18 protein-coding genes are annotated in these 22,558 nt (G+C 51.7%); 9 read left to right on the forward strand and 9 right to left on the reverse strand.

The window, feature by feature from the left end; genetic code table 11:
* Nucleotides 1-38: 38 nt before the first annotated feature.
* Genes KJS40_RS05075 through KJS40_RS05090 form a run of 4 tightly spaced genes read right to left on the reverse strand, consistent with a single transcriptional unit; the run spans nt 39 to nt 2,351 of the window.
* Nucleotides 39-458 carry a biopolymer transporter ExbD gene (locus tag KJS40_RS05075; RefSeq protein ID WP_213539318.1) on the reverse strand — a complete coding sequence of 140 codons (420 nt, stop codon included), beginning with the start codon at nt 456-458 and terminating at the stop codon, nt 39-41.
* A complete protein-coding gene (locus tag KJS40_RS05080; protein ID WP_213539319.1) occupies nt 458-1,222 on the reverse strand; it encodes a MotA/TolQ/ExbB proton channel family protein in 765 nt (254 codons plus the stop codon). Before KJS40_RS05080 ends, KJS40_RS05075 begins: the two co-directional genes overlap by 1 nt.
* 3 nt (nt 1,223-1,225) lie before the next feature.
* Nucleotides 1,226-1,906: an energy transducer TonB gene (locus KJS40_RS05085; protein ID WP_213539320.1), complete on the reverse strand. Its 681-nt coding sequence runs from the start codon at nt 1,904-1,906 to the stop codon at nt 1,226-1,228.
* Nucleotides 1,887-2,351: a redoxin domain-containing protein gene (locus KJS40_RS05090; protein WP_244859705.1), complete on the reverse strand. Its 465-nt coding sequence runs from the start codon at nt 2,349-2,351 to the stop codon at nt 1,887-1,889. Before KJS40_RS05090 ends, KJS40_RS05085 begins: the two co-directional genes overlap by 20 nt.
* Before the next feature lie 735 nt (nt 2,352-3,086).
* Between KJS40_RS05090 and KJS40_RS05095 the strand changes: the two genes are divergently transcribed.
* The 4 genes from KJS40_RS05095 to KJS40_RS05110 all read left to right on the forward strand — a co-directional run bounded on the left by KJS40_RS05095 (nt 3,087) and on the right by KJS40_RS05110 (nt 4,949).
* A complete protein-coding gene (locus KJS40_RS05095; protein ID WP_025040588.1) occupies nt 3,087-3,659 on the forward strand; it encodes an RNA polymerase sigma factor in 573 nt (190 codons plus the stop codon).
* Nucleotides 3,656-4,024 carry a DUF3619 family protein gene (locus KJS40_RS05100; RefSeq protein WP_025040587.1) on the forward strand — a complete coding sequence of 123 codons (369 nt, stop codon included), beginning with the start codon at nt 3,656-3,658 and terminating at the stop codon, nt 4,022-4,024. The genes KJS40_RS05095 and KJS40_RS05100 overlap by 4 nt, the downstream gene beginning before the upstream one ends.
* A complete protein-coding gene (locus KJS40_RS05105; RefSeq protein ID WP_213539321.1) occupies nt 4,006-4,389 on the forward strand; it encodes a DUF3106 domain-containing protein in 384 nt (127 codons plus the stop codon). The genes KJS40_RS05100 and KJS40_RS05105 overlap by 19 nt, the downstream gene beginning before the upstream one ends.
* A 101-nt stretch (nt 4,390-4,490) precedes the next feature.
* Nucleotides 4,491-4,949: an RDD family protein gene (locus KJS40_RS05110; protein ID WP_213539722.1), complete on the forward strand. Its 459-nt coding sequence runs from the start codon at nt 4,491-4,493 to the stop codon at nt 4,947-4,949.
* A gap of 124 nt (nt 4,950-5,073) precedes the next feature.
* On the opposite strand, the gene tldD is transcribed toward KJS40_RS05110, so the two are convergent.
* From tldD to KJS40_RS05130, 4 genes are all read right to left on the reverse strand, one after another.
* Complete coding sequence (gene tldD, locus KJS40_RS05115) at nt 5,074-6,534, reverse strand: metalloprotease TldD (protein WP_213539322.1); 1,461 nt, start codon at nt 6,532-6,534, stop codon at nt 5,074-5,076.
* 34 nt (nt 6,535-6,568) lie between these two features.
* Complete coding sequence (locus KJS40_RS05120) at nt 6,569-7,432, reverse strand: carbon-nitrogen hydrolase family protein (RefSeq protein ID WP_213539323.1); 864 nt, start codon at nt 7,430-7,432, stop codon at nt 6,569-6,571.
* A gap of 395 nt (nt 7,433-7,827) precedes the next feature.
* Nucleotides 7,828-8,421, reverse strand: coding sequence for a GNAT family N-acetyltransferase (locus KJS40_RS05125; RefSeq protein WP_213539324.1), 594 nt, complete (start codon nt 8,419-8,421; stop codon nt 7,828-7,830).
* 606 nt (nt 8,422-9,027) lie between these two features.
* Nucleotides 9,028-12,861, reverse strand: a complete 3,834-nt coding sequence (locus KJS40_RS05130; protein ID WP_244859706.1) for a YhdP family protein — start codon at nt 12,859-12,861, stop codon at nt 9,028-9,030.
* Nucleotides 12,862-13,078: 217 nt separating this feature from the next.
* Between KJS40_RS05130 and glnE the strand changes: the two genes are divergently transcribed.
* The 5 genes from glnE (at nt 13,079) to KJS40_RS05155 (ending at nt 19,476) form a co-directional block, all read left to right on the forward strand.
* The gene (gene glnE / locus KJS40_RS05135) at nt 13,079-15,868 is read left to right on the forward strand and encodes a bifunctional [glutamate--ammonia ligase]-adenylyl-L-tyrosine phosphorylase/[glutamate--ammonia-ligase] adenylyltransferase (protein ID WP_213539325.1); all 2,790 of its coding nucleotides are present in this window, start codon (nt 13,079-13,081) and stop codon (nt 15,866-15,868) included.
* 162 nt (nt 15,869-16,030) lie between these two features.
* Nucleotides 16,031-16,951 (forward strand): branched-chain amino acid transaminase, encoded by a 921-nt coding sequence (locus KJS40_RS05140; RefSeq protein ID WP_025040579.1) that lies wholly within the window; start codon nt 16,031-16,033, stop codon nt 16,949-16,951.
* A gap of 38 nt (nt 16,952-16,989) precedes the next feature.
* Nucleotides 16,990-17,196 carry a zinc-finger domain-containing protein gene (locus KJS40_RS05145; RefSeq protein WP_213539326.1) on the forward strand — a complete coding sequence of 69 codons (207 nt, stop codon included), beginning with the start codon at nt 16,990-16,992 and terminating at the stop codon, nt 17,194-17,196.
* 189 nt (nt 17,197-17,385) lie between these two features.
* Nucleotides 17,386-18,762, forward strand: a complete 1,377-nt coding sequence (locus KJS40_RS05150) for a phosphomannomutase/phosphoglucomutase (protein ID WP_213539327.1) — start codon at nt 17,386-17,388, stop codon at nt 18,760-18,762.
* 213 nt (nt 18,763-18,975) lie between these two features.
* On the forward strand, nt 18,976-19,476 hold the full coding sequence (locus KJS40_RS05155) for a low molecular weight protein-tyrosine-phosphatase (RefSeq protein WP_213539328.1): 501 nt from the start codon (nt 18,976-18,978) through the stop codon (nt 19,474-19,476).
* Nucleotides 19,477-19,625: 149 nt separating this feature from the next.
* Here the strand turns inward: KJS40_RS05155 and KJS40_RS05160 are convergent, their stop codons facing one another.
* On the reverse strand, nt 19,626-22,466 hold the full coding sequence (locus KJS40_RS05160; protein WP_213539329.1) for an Rne/Rng family ribonuclease: 2,841 nt from the start codon (nt 22,464-22,466) through the stop codon (nt 19,626-19,628).
* Between the last annotated feature and the right edge of the window lie 92 nt (nt 22,467-22,558).

Genomic DNA, 22,558 nt, shown 5'->3' on the forward strand with positions numbered 1-22,558 from the left:
ACATCGCGTTTCCCCAACCATGTTTCGGCAGTCCGTTATTATTGTGTAGTCGGATCGGTAACAAACCCGATTCGTACTAACCCGGCTTTTGCTGCGACAGACATCACCCTTGCCACGTGTTCGTACTGGACATGCTTATCAGCGCGGATATGCAGTTCGATATCGGGATTCTGTTTTGCCGCTGCGGCAAACCGGGGTGCCAACTCATCCATGGTTACCGGTTCACCATTCCAGTATAGGCTAGCGTCGCCCCGAAGCGCAAATTCAACGTGATCCGGTTGCGTAATATTCGGACTACTCGACGCTTTCGGCAGATCGACTTTAACTGAATGTGTCAGCAAAGGTGCGGTGATGATGAAGATCACAAGTAATACCAGCATCACGTCCACCAACGGCACCACGTTGATTTCGGACATCGGCATCTGACGGTTGCCGCCATCCATGCTGCCAAATGCCATCACGACCTCCTTTCATTGGGTGCAATCGCGGGATTCATTGCGGGGGCGACTACACGCAGCTGGCGCTCATCCCCAGCGGAGCTGTTATTTTTGGCGCCCACCGCAATCAGTACAAATAGATCGTGGGCAAAGGCATCCAGGCGCGCCAGCCAGATGCGATTGCGCCGCACAAATGTGTTATAGGCCAAAACCGCCGGAATTGCCACGGCCAGTCCCAACGCCGTCATAATCAGTGCTTCACCCACCGGGCCGGCTACTTTATCCAAGGTACCCTGGCCGGACAGTCCGATTTGCACCAGTGCATGATAGATGCCCCATACCGTGCCGAATAGCCCGATATAAGGCGCAGCGGAACCGGCCGAGGCTATTACCGTGAGTCCGTTTTCGACGCGGGTCGCTTCCTGGTCGAGGCCGTTACGCAGTACGCGTGTAATGAACTCGCTTGCGCCGCCCGCCGCGGCAAGTTTTTGCAAGCCGTGTTTTTCAGAGTCAGCCGCAGCCTCCAGCGCGAGGTGCGCCAATTGCGCAAATGCGTTATCGCCCGAACCTTCGTGCAACGTCGAGTTCACCTCCTGTAGCGAACCGGCCCCCCAGAAACGCTTGAGAAAAGCTTCGGCGTGCCGGTTTGCCAGAAAATTGGAGATACCTTTGGTGAGTATGAGATACCAGCTTGCCACGGAAAGCGTCAGCAGCAGTACAAGTACGCTGATACCGACGCCATCGAGCTGGGTAAGAAAATTTGAAAAGCCGAGACTTTTTTCCATCGATCAATCTCCTTGGAGTACAAAGTTGAAGGGTTGCAAAGCAATGGCACGGGCCGGCTGGCCATTGCGCACGGGCGGATTGCATCGCCAGGTTTTTACCGCGGCCATGGCGGCTTCGTCGAGACGCTTAAAACCGCTACTGTCGATTACCTGTACCACGTTGACGCGGCCTTTTTCATCCAGTTCCACTCGCAGCATCAGCTTGCCCTCTTCGCCGAGTCGCCGCGAAAGCGCAGGATAAGCGGGCGCATTCAGTTCGGGGCACGCGACAGATAGTTCCGAGGAGAGCGTAACGGGCCCCGGTGACATCTGAGGAGGAGCGGCTACCGCCACTGGCTCCGGTGCTGGTTCGGGCTCGAGTTCGGGAAGGGAAGGGGGTGCGACCCGCTCACTTTCGGCCACTACCGGTTTTTCCGCAACCAATTGCTGTGATTTAGGCTTCTTTGGCGGTTGAGGTTTGGGCAAGGGGGGAGGTGGCTCAGGCTTGGATTCTTCCTTCGGCTGGAAGGAAGGGATAAAATTGACCATCAACGTCGCCAGTTGTTGCGGCGGGGGGATCAATTGTTGCTTGAATAGATAGTAGAGTAGTGCCCCATGAACGGCAAGGACAAACATCAGGCCGGGTAAAAAGGCAGGATTGTGCTTCATCGCTTTATATTCGATATCACGAGTCGGTTGTCGCATTGCGCGCTAGCCAATCTTCTACAAACTTCTTGTTGATGAGGCCGGTCTTGGCCTCACGTTGGTGCTTGCGATCATAAAAATATGCCCGAGGTATTTCACCATACCAGCGACTATCGATTTCAAAACGCAAGCGTTCTGGCATGTCCTCTGCAAAAACCCATTGCTCAACCTTGTTCATACCGTAGCTCTCTGCCCGGGAGACGAGTTGAGGCGTGTCGCTTACTGTATCGGTGGCAATCAATACGACGTCCAGCTTGGGATGGCTGCGTTTGAGTTCGCTCAACATCTTCAACTCGGTCGGGCAATATTGGCATTCAAGAGACCACAAAACGAGGATGAAAGGCTTGCCTTCCCGGGGCGAAAGAACCTTCTGGAGACTCCCCGAGGTAAAAGGGCGAACGCTTTCAGCGGCAGCGACGGCCGTTACGAAACTTAGTATTAACATGAGAACTAAATGGCGCATTATTGAATGTTCTCCGCTGGGCTAAGTATGAGGGACAGCTTCTGTTGACTACCCATGAGCAGTGGTAAAATAACGGTACGATTCGGGATCAGAGCAGAAATTACAGATACAACAATTAACGGGCATTTTTACCATTAAGCCCGGCCCGGGCCCGAACATCAGTAATGTAAATCTAATTAAGAATCAATCGCAATCCGCATTTAAAATTTTACCACTAAACTTGGATATCTACGTATAGATATTATAGAGAGCGATACAGAAATTTTTAGGCTGAAGCCCCCTGCCGGATTTTCCACAGATTGAAACAAGGCCATAATAGGCGTGAAATATGATTATCACAATGCGGCATATTGTCGCATGCGCGCAAACCTGAGCTCGGCAAAATCCCGACGCTAACCCCTTCAGATTTCCAATCGGCTGGAGCACAGCATGGGAGTCGGAGTTGATAGCGCGTTCCGGAATCTTTCGCGCTGCTTTACGTGCAACTGCTTGGCGAGGAAATATGGCGCTTCACCTTGGTTCACTGTCTCGAGCCATATCACAGCGGGCCTGACTGGTATATGTCACTTTTCACTTTTGTAAACTCTTAAGGTATCAGAGCGTTATGGATCGGCCTTCTTGGAGGTAAACTGTTCCGGCAAACCAAAAATTTGCTAGTATTGTGGCGGGGACGTGAGATCATCTCACGTTTTTTCATTTTCCAATAGGCGAACCCTCCTGGCTACTCAACAGGAACTTTCCGGATTTTTAGCTGAAATCGAACGGCGCGCGTATAAGCAGGCATTGTTCGCAGTAAGAGACGAACATCTGGCGCTGGATGTTGTTCAGGATTCGATGACGAAACTGGTTGAAAAATATTCTGCCAAGCCATTGGAAGAATTGCCTCTCCTGTTTCAACGTATTCTGCAAAATACCATAAGGGATTTTTATCGGCGCCAGAAGACCCGCTCCTTGTGGACTACCCTGTTTTCATCATTTATACCCCGCAATCAGGAAAAGGAAAATGAAGATTACGATCCGCTGGAAACTTTACAGCTGGACGGTCCCTCCAGTTTTGGTGATCCACATCAGCAATTGGAACAATCGCAACTTCTCAATTTACTGGAAAAAGCGATTGAAACCCTTCCGGAACGTCAACGACAAGCTTTTCTTCTGCGTTACTGGGAGGAGATGGATGTTGCAGAAGCGGCAGCGGTCATGGGGTGTTCTGAAGGAAGCGTGAAAACTCACTGTTCGCGTGCAACCCATCGTCTTGCTGCACTGCTGGAAAAAAATGGAATCGAGTTATGAACGAACACGAAGCAGGTAAGAAGATAACGAAGTTATTGGATCTCGGCCTTGATGATATCAAGCAGAGTACGCTAAACCGACTTCAATCCGCACGCAGGGCTTCCCTGGAAAACTACCATGTGGCCGAATCAGTGGCTAATGTCGGACAAGGTGTCTCAGCGCGGAATGGGAATGATTGGCACGTCAAGTCTCGAAAGCTGCTATCGATTATTGCGCTGTTGTTTGCTCTGGCGGGTATTTTTTACTGGCAGGCTCTACAGCAGGGCGACGAAAATGATGAAATTGACATCCTGGTGCTTGCCGATGACTTGCCGATAAACGCTTATCTAGACGACGGGTTCGATGCATGGCTAGATCAGCACTAGTAGTAGCGTTCTGTTTATGTTTTTCACTTTCCGCCGACGCTTTATCCGGCGAGCCTTCCTGGGAGGAATTGAAACCGCAGCAAAGAGAAGTCCTGGCTCCGCTTGCGCAGGAGTGGAACAACATGGACTCCGCAAAAAAAAAGAAGTGGCTGGGCATTGCCAAGCGATACTCGGGCATGACTCCTGCCGAGCAGCATCGCGCCCAGTTGCAGATGCGCGACTGGTTTTCGCTCACTCCAGAGCAGCGCGAACTGGTCCGGGAGAAATATAAAACCATTAAAAAACTGCCACCGGAGAAGCGTCATGAAATAAAGCGAAAATGGCGCGAATACGAGCAGACATCCGAAGATCACAGAGGAAAATAGCAGATGAACGCGCTAGTTCCAAATATTTCTGGCGCTCTATCAGAGCAAGAATATCATCAAAAAAATAACAAGAACGTCCTGTGAGCGAGTTTTCCGAAGCGATAAAAATCGCCTCCCCGGGATTGGGGCGGCGACTGCTGAGCATGCTTTACGAATTTCTCATATTGATTGCCGTTCTGTTTATTGCGAGCTTTGTTTTTCATCTTGTGTTCCGGGATACCAGCTCCCTGTTTTTCCGGCCTGGGCTTCAGCTTTATCTCCTGGTAATTGCGGGCATGTATTTCACCTGGTTTTGGACCCATGGCGGACAAACGCTGCCCATGCAGACCTGGAAGCTTCGAGTGGTGAGCGCCAGCGGAGACCGGGTTTATCTGAAACAGGCGCTCGCACGCTATCTATTTGCTGTGATCGGTATTTTTTGCTTCGGTGCCGGAATAGTTTGGGCGTTATTCGATCGCGACCGTCAATTTCTGCATGACAGGCTGGCCGGTACCAGAATCGTGAGAATTGAGGGTAAGGCGGAGCAAATTTCGGATGAGAGCGACACAACCGGAACGTAGCTATTCATGTCCTCGGTTGCAGTTATCGATGTTATGCGCGGGGTTTCAGCTTCAAAAAGTGACTGATTACCGAAGTTTGCAGTGCTAGCGGAGATACTCCAGCTTATTTGCGTATTTATGGCCCTTAACCGGTTCCGCCTACCGTCAACCCATCTATGCGTAGCGTAGGCTGGCCGACGCCTACCGGCACACTTTGGCCCTCTTTACCGCAGGTGCCGACACCGGGATCGAGCGACATATCGTTACCGATCATCGAAACTCGGGTGAGTATATCGGGACCATTGCCTATCAGCGTTGCACCTTTCACCGGATAAGAAATTTTCCCATCCTCGATCATGTATGCTTCCGCAGCGGAAAATACGAATTTCCCGCTGGTGATATCCACCTGGCCGCCCCCAAAATTCACTGCGTATAAACCATGCTTCACCGACGCAATGATCTCTTCAGGGCTTTTATCCCCGTTCAGCATATACGTATTGGTCATGCGTGGCATGGGAATATGAGCAAACGATTCGCGTCTGCCGTTACCGGTGACCGGGACATTCATCAGTCGCGCATTCAAGCTGTCCTGCAAGTAGCCCTTCAGTATTCCGTTTTCGATCAAAACCGTGCACTGGGTGGGATTTCCTTCGTCATCGATATTAAGCGATCCGCGCCGCCGCGCGAGCGTGCCATCATCCACCACGGTAACGCCCGCCGCAGCCACACGTTCGCCGATGCGGCCAGAAAATGCGGAACTACCCTTGCGATTGAAATCTCCTTCCAGTCCATGACCGATGGCTTCATGCAACAGTATTCCTGGCCAACCTGCGCCCAATACTACCGTCATGGTTCCAGCCGGCGCAGGTTTCGCATTCAGGTTGACGATAGCCTGATGTACGGCTTTCTCGGCATAATCGCGCAACACCTCGTCCGTGAAATACGCATAATCAAAACGTCCGCCCCCTCCGGCGACGCCTTGTTCCCGTTTTCCGTTTTCTTCGGCGATGACTTGCACCGAGATCCGCACGAGAGGTCGAACATCAGCTGCCAGCAGGCCGTCGCTCCGCGCCACCAGCACCACTTCGTATTCTCCCGCAAGAGACGCCATAACCTGGATAATGCGCTTGTCAACAGCGCGCGCGTAACCCTCGAGTTTTTCGAGCAACGCCACCTTGTCGGTATCCTTGAGGCTGGCGATAGGGTCTTGCGGCAGATAAAGTTCGCGCCCCTTGCTGCGTCTGACCGCTTGTACGGACTGCCCGACACCGGTACGCGCAATGGCGCGAGTGGCTTCGGCTGCCGAAGCGAGAGCGGGCATGCTGATATCGTCGGAATAGGCGAACGCCGTCTTGTCGCCGCTCACCGCGCGTACGCCTACTCCTTGATCAATATTAAAGGTACCTGATTTGACTATACCTTCTTCCAGAGCCCAGCCTTCGGAACGACTGTATTGAAAATACAGGTCGGCATATTCGACATGGTGCGTAAGCATCTGACCAAACACCTTCTGCAGCCCGGCCGTATCTATCTGGTGAGGCGCCAGCAGGCATTGGTTGGCGGTGGCGAAAAGATCGCCAGGTTGAATGATGGGTTCTGTGATCATGATATCCAGGGGTCCAAAAAAATCATCGGTAATCTTAACAGTGATGCAAGGTACGGTGATTCAGCGCGGGCAAGCTATTGCGCAAACTGGCCTGATATTCGGGGTTGATCTCCGCAACTACTACGCCCGCTCCGCGTGGCAGTCGATTAAGTACTACCCCCCAGGGGTCGACGATCATGCTGTCGCCGTGCGTTTCCCGACCATTGATATGATAACCCCCCTGTGCGGGAGCAACCACATACGCGAGATTTTCAATTGCACGGGCACGAATCAACGTTTCCCAATGCGCCTTACCGGTAGTTGCGGTAAAGGCAGCCGGCGCAAAAATGATATCCACTTGCCCCATGGAACGGTAAAGTTCCGGAAAGCGCAGATCGTAACAAATTGAAAGACCGATCCGGCCAAACGGTGTCTCCAGGGCCACGACTTCACAACCTGCTTCGATGGTTTCTTCCTCGGCATAGCGCTCGTTCCCGAGCTCCAGGCCAAATAGATGTATCTTGTCGTATCGGGCAACCTGCTTCCCTTTGTCATCATACACCAGGCAACTATTTCTAACCTTGTCCGGCTTCGACGATACCAACGGTATGGAACCGCCCACCAACCAGATACCGAGGCGCTTCGCGATATTGCTCAGGAATTCCTGTATCGGCCCGCTATCCACCTGCTCGCGCACCGCTACCTTATCCGCATCCTCCATGCCCATAATACAGAAATATTCGGGTAGCGCCGCCAGCCTGGCCCCTTGGGCGGCGGCTATTTCAAGTAGTCGGGCAGCCTCTTCCAGGTTGCCGGCTATTTTTGGTCCCGCCGACATCTGAATGGCGGCAATACGGATAGGCCCGCTTTTTACTTCTCTTGAGACATCCGTGTCGCGAACAGCTGAGTTATCAAACATTATGATGCAGATTCCATAGACCGCAATAAGAAGGCCTCAGTTCACCCACACTTGGCGCCCCGGATAAATCAAGCGTGCAAGCGTGGCAGGGCAAGTGAGACAGAGTAACTGAAAACGATATCTTTATAAAGGGCGCGCTTAAAGCGAAATGTAGTGGAACACCACATACCATTTTCATTTTGCCGTTCTGCTTGGTCTCACGTCATTATTACACCGGGCTTAGACTGGACGAAGTTGCGGGCAAAACCACGAAAAAGCCATCTCTTGGTAATTCAATTAAAGGGCATTTACTAAGCGGGGTTCGGAGTGACCGTTCTACAAGAATTCAGAAGCACGATACTCGGCCCCGCTTTGGTAAAGATACTACTGGCAGACAAACGCCCTATTAAAAATAGTCAGCGGTTGACTGATTGAATTTGACCTGCCCGTTCTTGAGAGATGATTCTGCGAAGCTCTAATCTGAAGGGCTTATTCCTTATACGCAGGGAAATTTCGATTACAGTTGCCACACGATCCCAGCCAGCGCTTTCGAACGCTCTTAAGGACGGCATGTTCGATCGCCAGATGCGCGCATACACATATTTGAACCCTCTATGAGACATATCTCGTGTAGCAAATTGTATGAGGCTTTTACCGATGCCCTGCCCGCGCATTTCGGGAAGAACGAATAACTGCACTAACTTTGCTTCTTGATCTGTGAGCGGCCAGAAGTTTCTTTTTTTATAGCGCTCACCGTGCCAGAAAAAACATAGACCGACGATTCGAGAGCCTTCAATACAGGCATACGCGTGAGCATTCTGGCCATGATACCAAGCTTGATCGGCAATTATCCTATCTCTGGCGCTGTCAATTTCCTTTTTTTCGATTATCTCAAACCTTAATTCGTCTGTTAATAAAGGTTTTTCTTCGGCGCAGTTGCGCCTATAGATATGGTAGAAGGAATAATCTCGAAGCAAAAGCCGAGCCAAGCTTTTAAGGTGTTTTGTCATGAACAATATCAGGTTCCGAATAACAGCATCACTTTATTGACTGCAGGTGTTGAGTTTATTGAGTTGCGTAAAGTTTGCCTATTGGACTGAAGTACATCTTTTGCGAACGGGTCTACATCGTCACTCGCGAATTGCGCCGATTGGTGCGAAATGCATTTTTTCTAAGATGTACTATCGACCCTATATACCTATGTTAGCTGCAAGGGCTCGCGTTTATCCTTGGGTAAGAATTGCATCGGTGCAAACCGGCGCAGCAGGGAAGAGCGTTTGGGATAACAAAATAGGATCCGGATCAGTATGGCTAAGCATCCGAACGGTGGTCAAAAGGATGGGCGGATTCGGATGCCGATGTCGTCATATTCCATATGAGGGAGACCCCGATCACGATGTCTCATTGCCCCTCTCGTGATCGATCCTTGCCATCATGATTCCGGTTCGGGAAATTTCGGAATTCGACTGACGCGCTATCCGCTGCGCTCCGTTCATTTGTAGTTGATTTGGGGCCTCTGGCGTCATGGATGCAGTTTACATTGGAGAATCGCCCCAGAAAGCTGACTGGTGTCGTGTTCAATAAAAGTCGCTAAACGCTATCTACCTCACCCAATTTTATTGTTCATATTCGCTTGATTCGTGTGCTCCCCCGGTCTTTTTGATAACGGTCGGATCGGTCCAGGTACCGGTAATGTCGTATTCATTGGATGGGGTTGGGTTTTGCATTGCCGTATTTGCAATTGCAGAGGCCACGCCGACCACCGGAGCGGCCAATCCTAATGACGGATTCACTATGATATGTAATTTCTGGGTTTCTGCCTCCAGGTTTATTTCCCCGTTTATGGCAACCTTTGCAGCGGGTCCTTCTATTTTGAGATCATCGGTGACGGCCACCCCGCGGCCGATTTTCACATCACCAGAGATATTATCGAAACCGAAGCCTTCGCTGAATACATCATGGAAGTCCAATGTGATTCTTCGTGGTAATGATCGCAGGTCGAAAATACCGAACAGTCTGCCAATTCCCGGCTCGAATCTAGGAAACTGCCCTCGCTTGGCACTCACCTTGAAGTTGCCCGACAGCGTAGGGTAATCTACCGATTGAGGACCGCCGGACCACGACAAAACGCCCTCGAGCTTGCCGCTGCCGCGTTTCACGCGATCTGGATGGCCGAGGCGCGCCAGAAACAGGCCAATATCACTCGCCTCTACCGTAAGATTGGCTCGCATAACAGGTTGTGTGGCGCGATTGTGCCATAGGCCACGCGCCGTTATTGAACTGTCCGAATTGGATATATGCAATTTCTCGATGTGCCAGTTTCTCTCCTCCTGGTTAGCTATTAGTTCAAGTTGGCCCAGTTGTTTCTCGCCAATAAAAAAGTTATCCGCCGTTACGTCAAGGGCAGGCAAGTCTCTTTCCTGCTGGGTTTGTGCTCGTACCGCTGATTTGGGTGGGCGAGAATTGGCGGGAATTATCAACCTGTTCAATCGAGCCACTATTTTACCGTTGCCGGATGGGTCCCAGCTGATACCACCATTGATTTGCTCGCTTGTGATGGTGGAATACCATATCCCGTCTTCCCGGTCGGCGCTCAGCGTGACATCTTTCAGATGGCTTCCCAGAAAGTCGAGCGCGCCAATATGAAAATTGATGCTTGTCAGGCCGAAACCCGGCCCGGGTTCATTACTGCTTTGTGTCAGCAAGCTGCGCCATCGGTCCAGATTCAGGGATGGCATCTCGCCAGTCGCCGATATACCGTTCCGGGGCAAAATGGCGGGTGCCGAGCCAAAACTTACAATACCCCTCTCTACACGATAATTGCCGGCATCATCCCGGCCGCGTTCGAATTTTGCCATTACCAGATCGCCATAGCTCAAGCTTAGCTCGTCGCTATTCGAATCCATGGCTCTCCTTTCGAAACGTAGCCGTGCAGTATCGGTGGCAGCCTTCGAAAAAGGCTCGGGTAAATCGGAGGTAATGCCGACCAGCGATGATTCGATGGATACATCTGCCGACTTGTTGCGTATATCGACGGTTGCCAGCCAATCGGTATCGCCACGCAAATGGCGTCTCCATAACGGCGCGGCTCGCGCTGATCCCTGCGGCGGTTCGCTCATTTTGCTGAGGTTAACCTTGCCAACGGCGGATAAACGTATACTACCGTCTGGCATATCAGTGGAGTTTATAACCACCGGTCCGCCAAGGAAATGGGCAGTCATATTTTCTGCCTTTATCCCCGAGCCGGTAAAAGCCACGACACCGTTAATGTCATTCAGGTTGGGCAGGTGAGAGCCTGGATCAATGTGATTATCGATAAACCGATAGCTACCTGATACGTTGACTGCTTCGGGATGATCCAGCGGAATATTGAGCTCGAGCAGCAGTCTTCCCTCTCCAGCGATGTTGATGTTATCGACAAGGCTGCCATTGTCGCTGCTGTCCGTGCGCGATGTGGCGAATTTGAAGAATTGCTGTGTCGGGCCACTTGCTTCCATTTCGCTTCTTAACGTGGCATCGGGCGCAGCCATGTCGGCAATGTTCAAGTTCACCCTGCTTAATTTTGTTCCAGAGATATAGGCTTGGGAAGCATCAAATTCCATGCGGCTGTTATGAAATTGCAGATTCCCGGACATATTCTCTATGCGAGGCCATCCGGGGATGCGATCCAGCGTTACCCCGGACACCTTTGCCTGTAACCTGAAAATACCGTTTTCACCGTGGGCGAAAGGAAATTGGCTCAGGTCTCCTTTGAGATGAAGCCGGGCATCCAGCGCTCCCGCCTCAACGATCGAATCGTCGAGCCAGTCGCGATAATTCACCGCCATCGGCATGTAATGCATCAAATAACGTGCATCGGCGCGCGTCAGATTGGCTACCAGGTCGATCCTGCCTGGGCCGTCAACGGTGAAATGGTAAGTTCCGTAAGCCAATCCCGCAGCATTTTTATTGGAAAAGGAAATATTGTTGAACTTGAATGCAACGGAATCCTTATCGGCTAAAACATTCCAGCTCGCCTGACCGGTGATGATATCCAGCACCAGCGGCACACGAAATACTTCAGGCAATTCCACGGCGGCATTTTGAGAGTTCAGGGTCAGGGTGCCGCCTCGCTCGGTAATGTCGATATTGCCGGAAACGCCCTTGAACGCAGGCAGCCTGCCGGATTTTCTCATCCCCAGATTGGTGAATCCTCCTTTTGCACTGAAATGGGGTGGCACTGGCAGTTCACCACTCCAGTTCGCTCTCATATGACGAATTTCTCCGCGGGGCGCCATCTTGTTGAGCCGCTCACGCAATGATGCGCTAATTGGCAAGTATTTCGCCGCATCTTTCAAAACTTCCAGATTCAGATTGTCGATACTTAATTTCGTCCTATGAGGTTCAGTCACATTAGCAGGTATTGTCTGCAGCGAAAAACTTACCGGCTGTAATATCCATCTTCGTTTGCCACGAGCGGAAGTGCTCAGTTTTTGCGCGAAAATTTCGGTGCCTCCGCCGTTTATCTTTTGCCATCCGACTCTGCCCTGCAAACGGATAAGGTCAAATTCGGGTAAATCCGGTGCCAATTGTGCTCTGACATTACGTAAGCGCATGTCCGCAGTGAGCTTCTTCATATTCGCCCCGTCAATTCCGGCCCACATGCGTAGCGCTCCAACGCCTCGATTCAACCTGATTTCTTGTGGGAAAGGCAGCCAGACACCCCAGGCGGCAATGTCGGCATTATCCATCTGCATGAACAGTCGACCTTGCCAAAGATCAGAGTTAGCCAGCGATTCCCCGGTAAAGTCGCCGCGCATGTCCAACTGTGCGGCAAGCTCAGCGGGCGGCGTGGCGCGTATGCCGAAGCGATGACGGTGACCCCTGTTTTCAAGACGCAAATTGACGAGTAACTCCAGTTCTGGCGCGCCACGCTGGTCATCCTGCCAGAGAATGCTGGCATTATTGATCCTGACTCGGCTCTGATTCAAAAGCCAATCGGAAAAATCGTTTTCACTTCCAGTCAGTTCTTTGCTGAGCGCGAATCCGGCGACGTGGATTACACCTTTGGCATCACGGCGCACGATTAAATCGGGCTGCTCGATCTCGATTTCGCGAAAGTACAGTTTGCCGTGTAATATTGAACGCCACGAAAGCGTGCCTGACAGTTGATTCAACAGCAACGTAATGTCGCCCTCCTTATCATGTACTTTTACGGCGCGCAGCATCATATGAGGGCGGAATCCGTCCCAATTTGCGCTGATCTCACCTATCGTTATGTGCTGCCCGGAGGCATGGCTGATGGCGGAAGCGATATTTTCCCGATATTGCTCGATATCGGGCAGCAGCCAGTAGCGCAGCAATAGCAGCAGTAAAGAAAAACAGGCTGCAACCACGATCAGTGCCCATATCAGCAGCCGGGACAACAAGCCGGACCATGGCGGAGGGGGAGGCGTTATTGATAAGTTCAATAAATAGATCCGTTGATATGCGTGGGGCGATATGTTCTTCTCCACCTGCGGCTGAGCGGGAAGTAGTTTGTACTTGATTTAAACGATAAGGCGCAAAAACGTGAAAGAGAGATTAGAGATATCCGCGCCATCTTTGTTCAAACCTGATGACCTCATAATACCCATGCAGATGGAATACAGATATTTTGATAATTTATTGTAACTCCGAATCTCGACCATGCATACTGATCGTTCTGCAACTGAAATAATCGAACGCATCCTTCCGTTCAGTCGTTACGCATACCGGATACTGGAGAGTGAGCCTGGATTACTGATCGAGCTCAAGCAAAACTTGCAATTTCCTTTTCTGCGGAAGGAGATGCAAGTATTCCTGAACACGAATGCCAACGCTGTAAGTGACGAGGCATGTCTGAATAGCGTTTTGCGCAGTCTGCGCAAACGGGTAATGCTGCGTCTGGCAGCACGGGATCTGGGAGGCTTGGCGACGCTTGCCGAGGTGATGACGAGCATGACCGATCTGGCGGAGCTCACTATTGATTTCGCCCTAGAGCGTCAACAGACATGGCTGGCTGATCCCGACCGCTATGGCCAGCCAAGAAATACCAAAAACAGAATTCAGGAAATGCTGGTGATCGCCATGGGCAAACTGGGTGGTTGTGAGCTCAACGTTTCCTCGGATGTAGACCTGATTTTCGTCTATCCGGAAGACGGCGAAACCAGCGGCCCCAGATCGATATCCAATCATGATTTTTTTGCTCGCCTTGGGCGGAAACTGATAGGCAGCCTCAACGATATCACGCCGGACGGGTACGTTTTTCGCGTGGATATGCGGTTACGTCCATATGGCGAAAGCGGCCCGCTGGTGATGAGCTTTGCCATGCTTGAAGAATATTTCATCAGCCAGGGGCGCGAATGGGAGCGCTATGCCTGGATCAAAGGCCGAGCAATAGCGGGCCCGCGGGCAGAGAGGGCAGTGATTATCGAACAAATAGTGCAACCATTCGTGTTCCGGAAATATCTGGACTTCGGCGCTTACGAATCCATGCGGGATTTACATGCCCAAATACGCCGGGAGGTAACTCGCCACGAGATGCATGGGGATATCAAGCTCGGGCCGGGCGGGATTCGTGAGATCGAGTTCATTGCCCAATTGTTCCAGCTGATCCGTGGTGGGCGGGATGCCGATTTGCGCATCCGTTCTACACTCGCCACATTGGCGTTGCTGCGGGAAAAACAGCAACTACCAGATAAAACTGTATTGGAGCTCACGGACGCTTATCGCTTTCTGCGCAATCTCGAGCATCGCTTACAGTATCTCGATGATCAACAAACGCAGATGTTGCCGGAAACGCATACCGATCAGTCATTGATAGCGGTTTCCATGGGCTTCTCTTCCTATGGCGAATTCTTGCAGCGGCTGGATACCCATCGCTGCAATGTTACCCGCCATTTTGAGGATATATTTGCTGCTCCACGCAAACCGCAAACTCATCATTCCTTCGCATGGTTGTGGCCGGAGAGAAACAATGGAGGGATCGAAGCCGAGGTCGCCACTAAGCAACTGGTTACGATGGGATTTTCCAGTGCGGAAAAAATTGTGCGGCGCTTACAGGAGTTTCATGTAAGTACCCGCTATCGCCAATTGCCGCAAGCGAGCAAAAAGCGCGTTGATGCGCTCGTCCCCGCCCTGATCGAAGTGGCTGCCAGACTCCCCTCGGCAGACACCACACTGGAGCGTTTACTGCAGTTACTGGAAAGCGTGAGCCGGCGCGCAGCCTATCTCGCGCTGCTGCTGGAGTATCCCCAGGCCCTGGAGCGGGTAGCCAAACTTGTCAGCACAAGCCAGTGGGCCAGCGAGTATCTGAGCAGACATCCCATATTGCTGGATGAGCTGCTCAATCCGGCTGATCTTCAGACCGTGCCGGATTGGTCTCGAGTCAAGTCAAGGTTGATTCAGCAATTAAACGAGGCTTGTGGACCCGCAGGCAATGATATCGAGCAACAAATGGATGTACTGCGGCATTTTCAACACGCTCAGGTATTTCAATTGCTCGCTCAGGACGTGGAAGGATTGCTGCCGCTGGAAACCTTGAGCGATTACCTGACCGATCTGGCAGATCTGATACTTGATTCCGTATTGGGCTTGGCTTGGTCAGGGTTGAGAAAAAAGCACCGGGATGAACCGCCTGCTTTTGGCATCATCGGCTATGGCAAACTGGGTGGGAAAGAATTGGGTTATGCATCGGATCTCGACATCATTTTTCTTTATGACGACAACCATCCCGATGCAGCGGAAATATACGCCAGGCTGAGTCAGCGCATCAACTCCTGGCTGACAAGCTACACTTCAGCCGGCTTGTTGTATGAGACCGATTTACGCCTGCGCCCGAACGGCAGCAGCGGCTTGCTGGTAAGTTCGGTCCAGGCTTTTGATCAATACCAGCGGAATCATGCCTGGGTCTGGGAGCATCAGGCATTGACACGGGCGCGATTCGTAGCGGGAGATGTTCATGTAGGGGAAGCTTTCGAGAGCACTCGCAAGGAAGTGCTTCGCCAGCCTCGCGAACTGGAAAGCCTGAAACGCGAGGTGTCGGCCATGCGGCAAAAAATGCTTGATGCCCATCCCAATTCAAGTGGGTTATTCGACGTCAAGCATGACCGTGGGGGTATTATTGATGTTGAATTCATCGTGCAATACCTGGTCCTGGGTCATGCCTGCGACCATCCGGAATTGACCAACAACATCGGCAACATTGCGCTGCTGCGGCTTGCTGGAAAACTTGGGCTTATCCACGAGGAAACTGCGGAGCGAGCGCTCGGCGCCTATCGGGAATTCCGGCGGATTCAACATAGACTAAGATTGAGCGGGGACTCGGGCTTGGCGGGCACACCCTCGACGGAAGGCAAATCGCGAAAGTTTGCACGAGTTGAAGCAGATTATTTGAAAGACGGATCCTTCGCAGTATTGCGATTGTGGGATGAAGTATTTGGTACATCCCATCTTTAGCCGATCATCTTTGATCTGTGTTTATCCCTTTGCCAACGCTCTGTTGAATTTCAGCGACTACTGCTGATAAGCAGCGGAGTGGGTGTATGCAGCCAGCGTTTTCATTTTTCAAGGAAAAATGCGTTAGAATACGCAATTCTCAATTCTCTCCGGAGTCCCTGAATGTCAATGTCCAACCGCGACGGCGTGATCTGGAGCGATGGAAAAGTAATTCCGTGGCGTGATGCTACCACTCATGTGCTTACCCACACCCTGCATTATGGGTTAGGCGTATTCGAGGGTTTGCGTGCCTATCAAACGCCCCGAGGCCCTGCGATTTTTCGTTTGCAGGAGCATACAGATCGTTTGTTTAATTCCGCACATATTTTCATGATGAAAATACCTTATGACAAGGCGACGCTGATGGAGGCGCAGCGCGATATGGTCAGGCAGAACAAGCTGGAATCGTGCTATATCCGGCCGATCGTTTTCTACGGCTCCGAAGCCATGGGTATTTCAGCCACGACGCTTTCCGTGCATGTGGCTATCGCAGCTTGGCCATGGGGTGCCTATTTGGGCACGGAGGGCCTGGAAAACGGCATTCGTGTCAAGACATCCTCATTCTCGCGTCATCATGTCAATGTCAACATGTGTCGTGCCAAGTCGGTTGCGACCTACGCAAATTCGATATTGGCTCACCAGGAGGTTGCGACTGACGGCTATGATGAAGCGCTGCTGCTGGATGTGGACGGTTATGTGGCGGAGGGAGCGGGCGAAAATATATTTATCATCAAGCATGGCAAGCTCTATACGCCGGATATGACCTCCTGCCTCGAGGGTATTACGCGTGCTTCCATCCTGACGTTTGCCGAAGAAATCGGAATTCCGGTAATCGAGAAGCGAATTACCCGCGATGAAGTTTATTGTGCTGATGAAGCCTTCTTTACCGGTACTGCAGCGGAAGTGACCCCGATTCGGGAACTCGATAATCGTAGAATCGGCAGCGGAAAACGCGGCCCGATAACCGAAAGGCTGCAAACCATGTTTTTTGACTGTGCCAGGGGCAAGACCGAAAACCATGCCGACTGGCTCACCTACGTCTGATTCCGCGAATCTATATTTGATACAAGCTGAGAGAAACGATGCAGAATCATGCCAGCAATAATAAAGAGCGCCAAATCGAAGTCACCCTTGATGATTTGCCGCTTCATTGCCCAATGCCATCAATGTTGTTATGGAATTCGCATCCTCGCGTGTTCTTGCCGATAGAAGGCACAGGCGAAGCACTATGTCCATACTGTGGTACGCGCTACACCCTTAAAGGGGGTGCGGCGTCAGGTCATCATTAACGAAAGCAAGTATTTGATCGCTGAAAACAGAAAGCCATAGTCCTCATCGGTGACTATGGCTGTTTTTTCAGGTACTAGCAGCCTGTCGGACTTAAAGGAAATCGGCTGCAAACTGCGATTCTTCAAGTCCGACAGGCTGCTAGTTGAGTTGTACCCAAATATTACCTATTCAACCTCCACGCTACTCTAATGTACACATTCCCGCACGAAATTTTCAAGGCTTACGATATTAGAGGTATTGTCGGGAAAACACTGACTGCTGAAATCGTCGAAGCCATTGGTCACGCTATCGGATCTGAAGCACGAGCACGCGGACTTGCATCGATAGCGATAGGGCGCGATGGCAGGTTATCAGGCCCCGAACTGGCGCAGGCACTCGCGAAAGGTTTGCAAAAAAGCGGTATCGACGTGATAGACGTCGGGATGGTCGCCACCCCCATGCTCTACTTCGCTGCCCATATGTTGTGCAATTATTCAGGTGTTATGGTTACCGGCAGCCACAATCCTCCGGAATATAATGGCTTGAAGATGGTATTGGGTGGTGAAACCTTGGCCGCTGAATCCATTCAAGCCTTGAGTGTGCGGATTGAAAATAATGATTTTTCTTACGGCAATGGCGACTATCGCACGCACGATATTGCCGAAACATATCTTCAACGCATAACCAGCGATGTGAAGCTGACGCGTCCCATGAAAATCGTCATTGATTGCGGTAATGGTGTACCCGGCCGCTATGCACCTGAGCTATATCGCAGATTGGGATGCGAGGTAACCGAGCTGTTCTGTGAGGTTGACGGGACTTTTCCCAATCATCATCCCGACCCGTCCGTTCCCGAGAACTTGCGGGATCTGATTGAGGCGCTTAAAACCGACGATGCGGAAATAGGTCTTGCCTTCGACGGCGACGGTGATCGTGTGGGGGTGGTTACCAAGAGCGGTACCATTATTTATCCCGATCGCCAATTGATGTTGTTTGCTGTCGACGTATTGTCCAGAAATCCGGGCGGACGGATCATTTTTGACGTGAAGTGTACTCGCAATCTTGCTCCCTGGATCAGGCAACATGGTGGCGAGCCTATCATGTGGAAGACAGGACATTCATTCATAAAAGGTAAATTGAAAGAAACCGGTGCGTTGCTGGCCGGAGAAATGAGTGGACACATTTTTTTTAATGAACGCTGGTATGGATTTGATGATGGGCTCTATGCAGGTGCGCGTCTGCTGGAGCTACTCAGTTCCACAACGGATATCAATCTTGCATTCAGTGAAATCCCGGATGCCCTTAGCACCCCTGAATTGCAGATAAGATTGCAAGAAGGCGAAAACTACCACGTTATCGCGCAATTACAGAAAACTGCGCGCTTCGATAATCCGGAGCGCGTGATTACCACCGATGGACTGCGGGTCGAATATAAGGACGGTTTTGGATTGGCACGCTCATCCAATACTATGCCCGTGATCGTGCTACGATTTGAGGCTGACAACGAGGCAGCTTTAAACCGTATACAGAAGGATTTTCGCAAGGTTATTTTACAGGTCAAACCGGATGCGGAGTTGCCGTATTAGGTAACCTCAACAGCGTTCCTGCTTTGCGGTTCAGTTGCCAGTCCAGTTGATCGGCGTGCTCAGCAGTCGTCGCACTTGTTGGAAAGTTCACTATTATGCAGAATTTCGATTCTTCAACTTGCGGGACAGCACCGGTAATACTTTATATGACGATGTATTATAATATTATGTTTGGATAAGATGGAATAGCGGCAGAAGGAGGTATTGCTGATTATGAACAGAGGAGAAAATACCAAGACTCGTGTTTTGTTTGTTTGCATGGGCAATATTTGTCGCTCTCCCACTGCGGAGGCTGTCTTTAGACATCAAGTTATCGCTGCCGGCTTTGAGAATGCTATCCATATCGATTCCGCCGGTACGCATGATTATCATATCGGTGCACCGCCGGATCCGCGGGCTCAGAAAGCAGCGGCGCGGCGAGGTTATGACGCAACGGAATTGCGCGCGCGTCAGGTGGATGAAACGGATTTCGAGGTTTTTGACTATATTCTGGCGATGGACAGGGCGAATCTGGCCATACTCGAACGAGAATGTCCGCCCCAATATAGCCATAAGCTTGGATTGCTGATGCAATACAGTGAGCGATATTCGGAAGGCGTGGAGGAAGTGCCTGATCCCTACTTCGGAGGAAATCAGGGTTTCGAGCACGTACTGAATATGGTCGAGGAAGCGGGACGCGGATTGCTCATCTGGCTTCGTGGTGAAAATAGCTAGCAGCCTGTCGGATTGAAGAATTGCGGCGAGAGAGTGCCTGGCCGGTCCGACAGGCTGTTGGAGAACAGCGCCTGAACAAGTACTTCGCAGGTGCAGTAAAAAGGCGGGAGTGTTCTGTCCCGCCTTTTATCTTTTGCAGATACCGAATCCTATTTATGCGTTTCGACTTGCACTAACGGTTCTTCCTGGTTCACTACCGGAGGAGGAGGTGTTCTTTTCCGCCGGCGTTGCGGTAGCGCTGATTCTACTGCCGCCTCGGTTTCAGCCGTTTTTATCTTCTCCGGTTGGGTTTCGATCATGATTAATCCACTCGCCACCAGGTTCAACGGTTCGATTGCCGGCGATCGCTGGGGCAAACGGGTTTCTTCCCGTTCGGATACAGGGATCATTACCTCGATGTCGGCGGCAGCAGCTCCATTATTTGTGTTGCCAATTTCAATTTCATCCGGAGACGGTTCCGGTATGGTTGTGATAGAGGCGGGCGAGCTTGCTGTTGCCAGTTCCTTGATAGGTTCATGAGCGGGCTCCTGAACGGTTTGCTGCTTATCCTGCTCCGTTTCCGGCTCGGGCGCTATCGGGACAGGTAAGGGCGAGGTCGGTGCTGCCGACACTGGCTGGGTAATTACCGGCATATCAATTACCGGCATATTTTCATCCTCATGCAAAGATTCAGAATGAGGGTTACCCGTTGACTCCGAAGGTGTCTCTGCTCCCTCTCCCTGCAGAGGAGGGAGGGTAAGGATGAGCGCCGATGCCTCCTGCATTGATGCGGAAAGGGTTTCCGGAATGGGGCTTTTTTCATGCGTCGCCTGGTCAGCAGCTCGCTGAGTGTGAGAATCTGTCACCGCTGGCTGTTTATTTTCATGGGGAGTCCGCTCTGTGCGATCACCCCGATCACGCTGTCTCCCGCCACGACGTCTACGTCGTCCGCTGTCTTCACCCTGCTGCAAGGTTTCTTCAGCTACAGGCTGTTCTTCTGGTCGTGGTTTGAGTTCGGTTCGGATTTTCTCTTCGCGTGGTGGCCGCGGATGCTTTTTTTGAGCGGAGCGTTCACCCTGCAACTTCGCATCACTACGTTCCCCACGCTGAGGCGCAACATCCCGGGCAAGACTTGATGCATTAGCGGCTTCACCGCCATGCTCACCACGATCGTCGCGCCCACGCTGAGTGGCTCGCGGTGTTTTTTCGTGCTCGCCATCGCGCACTTCGCGCCCGCGCTCTCGTCGACCACGGCCGCGGTCTACTCGTTGCGGACCGGCCTTTACCTGCTCTGGCCGCATGTTTTTTTCTGCCACACCCATCTGCTTGAACCAGCTGAATATTCTATCCAGAAAAGAAAGCTGCTCCGGTTCATGATGAGGTTTATGCTCACGTATCGGAGCGGGTTGCGGCGGCGTAATACCTCGTACAGCAGCTTGCTGCCGTGCCGGCTTGGCCTCTTGCGCAGCTGAGGGTAACGAAATTTCCGGGGCTGGTTTCTCCACCATTTGATAGCTGGTTTGAATTTCACTCAGTTTCACATCGTCATGACGCAAGCGGGTGATGTTGTAGTTTGGTGTTTCGAGATGAATATTCGGAATCAGTACTACACTTACCTTTAATCGGGCTTCGATTGCATGAATTTCCGAACGCTTTTCATTCAGTAGATAGGTAGCCACATCAACCGGTACTTGAGCGTGAAGCACGGCGGTATTCTCTTTCATCGCTTCTTCCTGAATTATCCTGAGAATGTGCAATGCAGAGGAATCAGTGCCGCGGATGTGTCCGGTACCGTGACAACGCGGACAGGAGATATAACTGCTCTCACCCAGCGAAGGGCGCAGGCGTTGACGCGATAGTTCAAGCAAACCAAAACGGGAAATCTTGCCCATCTGCACGCGTGCGCGGTCATAACGCAACGCATCATGCAGCCGGTTTTCCACCTCACGCTGGTTACGAGCGATTTCCATGTCGATGAAGTCAATCACCACGAGTCCGCCCAGGTCGCGCAGACGCAGCTGCCGTGCGATTTCTTCGGCGGCTTCCAGGTTCGTGTTGAGCGCGGTTTGCTCGATATCCGAACCGCGGGTGGCCCGTGCCGAGTTTACGTCAACCGACACCAGTGCTTCAGTGTGGTCGATAACGATAGCACCGCCCGAGGGTAGTGTGACTTGACGCGAATAAGCGGTCTCAATCTGGTGCTCAATCTGAAAACGTGAAAATAGTGGCACATCGTCACGGTAGAGCTTGACCCGGTTGACATTGGCCGGCATGACGTGGCTCATGAACTGGCACGCCTGCTCGTAGATACTTTCAGTATCGATCAGGATTTCTCCGATCTCCTGATGAAAGTAATCTCGTATGGCGCGGATTACCAGGCTGCTTTCCTGATAAATCAGGAAAGCGCCGCTTTGGCTGCTGGAAGCATCTTCAATGGCGCGCCACAATTGCAGCAAATAATTGAGATCCCACTGCAATTCTTCTTCACTTCGCCCTATTCCAGCGGTACGGGCTATAATGCTCATGCCGGAAGGAATGCTCAGTTGTGCCATGACGTCACGCAGTTCCGCGCGGTCTTCGCCCTCTATGCGGCGAGATACACCTCCGCCGCGAGGATTATTGGGCATCAGGACCAGATAGCGGCCTGCCAGGGAAATATAGGTGGTGAGTGCAGCCCCCTTGGTTCCGCGTTCATCCTTGTCCACCTGAACAATGAGCTCCTGGCCTTCACGGAGCGCATCCTGGACGCGAACGCGGGCTGGGTCTGCATTTTCCTTGAAATAAGAGCGGGAAATTTCCTTGAATGGCAGAAAGCCATGCCGTTCCCCGCCGTACTCGACAAAAGCGGCTTCGAGACTCGGCTCAAGGCGGGTAATAACGGCTTTGTAGATATTGCTCTTGCGTTGTTCTTTGCCGGCAGATTCAATGTCGAGGTCAATCAGTTTTTGACCATCAACAATGGCGACACGCAGTTCTTCCGGCTGTGTCGCATTAAATAGCATGCGTTTCATTTTATGCCCCCCGCGCTCTGGTCACGGGTAGATAGCCTACGCGCGAAGAGGAAAGTCCCCGACGCAGCGTATACGAGAGCTTTTAGTCAGGC

This window comes from Nitrosospira sp. NRS527 (assembly GCF_018406445.1).
Lineage (GTDB): Bacteria > Pseudomonadota > Gammaproteobacteria > Burkholderiales > Nitrosomonadaceae > Nitrosospira > Nitrosospira briensis.

What these genes read in the sequence shown, in the direction of transcription:
- KJS40_RS05075 (WP_213539318.1), bottom strand. Translation starts at nt 458, where the DNA reads ATGGCATTTGGCAGCATGGATGGCGGCAACCGTCAGATGCCGATGTCC.
- KJS40_RS05080 (WP_213539319.1), bottom strand. Translation starts at nt 1,222, where the DNA reads ATGGAAAAAAGTCTCGGCTTTTCAAATTTTCTTACCCAGCTCGATGGC.
- KJS40_RS05085 (WP_213539320.1), bottom strand. Translation starts at nt 1,906, where the DNA reads ATGCGACAACCGACTCGTGATATCGAATATAAAGCGATGAAGCACAAT.
- KJS40_RS05090 (WP_244859705.1), bottom strand. Translation starts at nt 2,351, where the DNA reads ATGTTAATACTAAGTTTCGTAACGGCCGTCGCTGCCGCTGAAAGCGTT.
- KJS40_RS05100 (WP_025040587.1), top strand. Translation starts at nt 3,656, where the DNA reads ATGAACGAACACGAAGCAGGTAAGAAGATAACGAAGTTATTGGATCTC.
- KJS40_RS05105 (WP_213539321.1), top strand. Translation starts at nt 4,006, where the DNA reads ATGGCTAGATCAGCACTAGTAGTAGCGTTCTGTTTATGTTTTTCACTT.
- tldD (WP_213539322.1), bottom strand. Translation starts at nt 6,534, where the DNA reads ATGATCACAGAACCCATCATTCAACCTGGCGATCTTTTCGCCACCGCC.
- KJS40_RS05120 (WP_213539323.1), bottom strand. Translation starts at nt 7,432, where the DNA reads ATGTTTGATAACTCAGCTGTTCGCGACACGGATGTCTCAAGAGAAGTA.
- KJS40_RS05125 (WP_213539324.1), bottom strand. Translation starts at nt 8,421, where the DNA reads ATGACAAAACACCTTAAAAGCTTGGCTCGGCTTTTGCTTCGAGATTAT.
- glnE (WP_213539325.1), top strand. Translation starts at nt 13,079, where the DNA reads ATGCATACTGATCGTTCTGCAACTGAAATAATCGAACGCATCCTTCCG.
- KJS40_RS05140 (WP_025040579.1), top strand. Translation starts at nt 16,031, where the DNA reads ATGTCAATGTCCAACCGCGACGGCGTGATCTGGAGCGATGGAAAAGTA.
- KJS40_RS05145 (WP_213539326.1), top strand. Translation starts at nt 16,990, where the DNA reads ATGCAGAATCATGCCAGCAATAATAAAGAGCGCCAAATCGAAGTCACC.
- KJS40_RS05150 (WP_213539327.1), top strand. Translation starts at nt 17,386, where the DNA reads ATGTACACATTCCCGCACGAAATTTTCAAGGCTTACGATATTAGAGGT.
- KJS40_RS05155 (WP_213539328.1), top strand. Translation starts at nt 18,976, where the DNA reads ATGAACAGAGGAGAAAATACCAAGACTCGTGTTTTGTTTGTTTGCATG.
- KJS40_RS05160 (WP_213539329.1), bottom strand. Translation starts at nt 22,466, where the DNA reads ATGAAACGCATGCTATTTAATGCGACACAGCCGGAAGAACTGCGTGTC.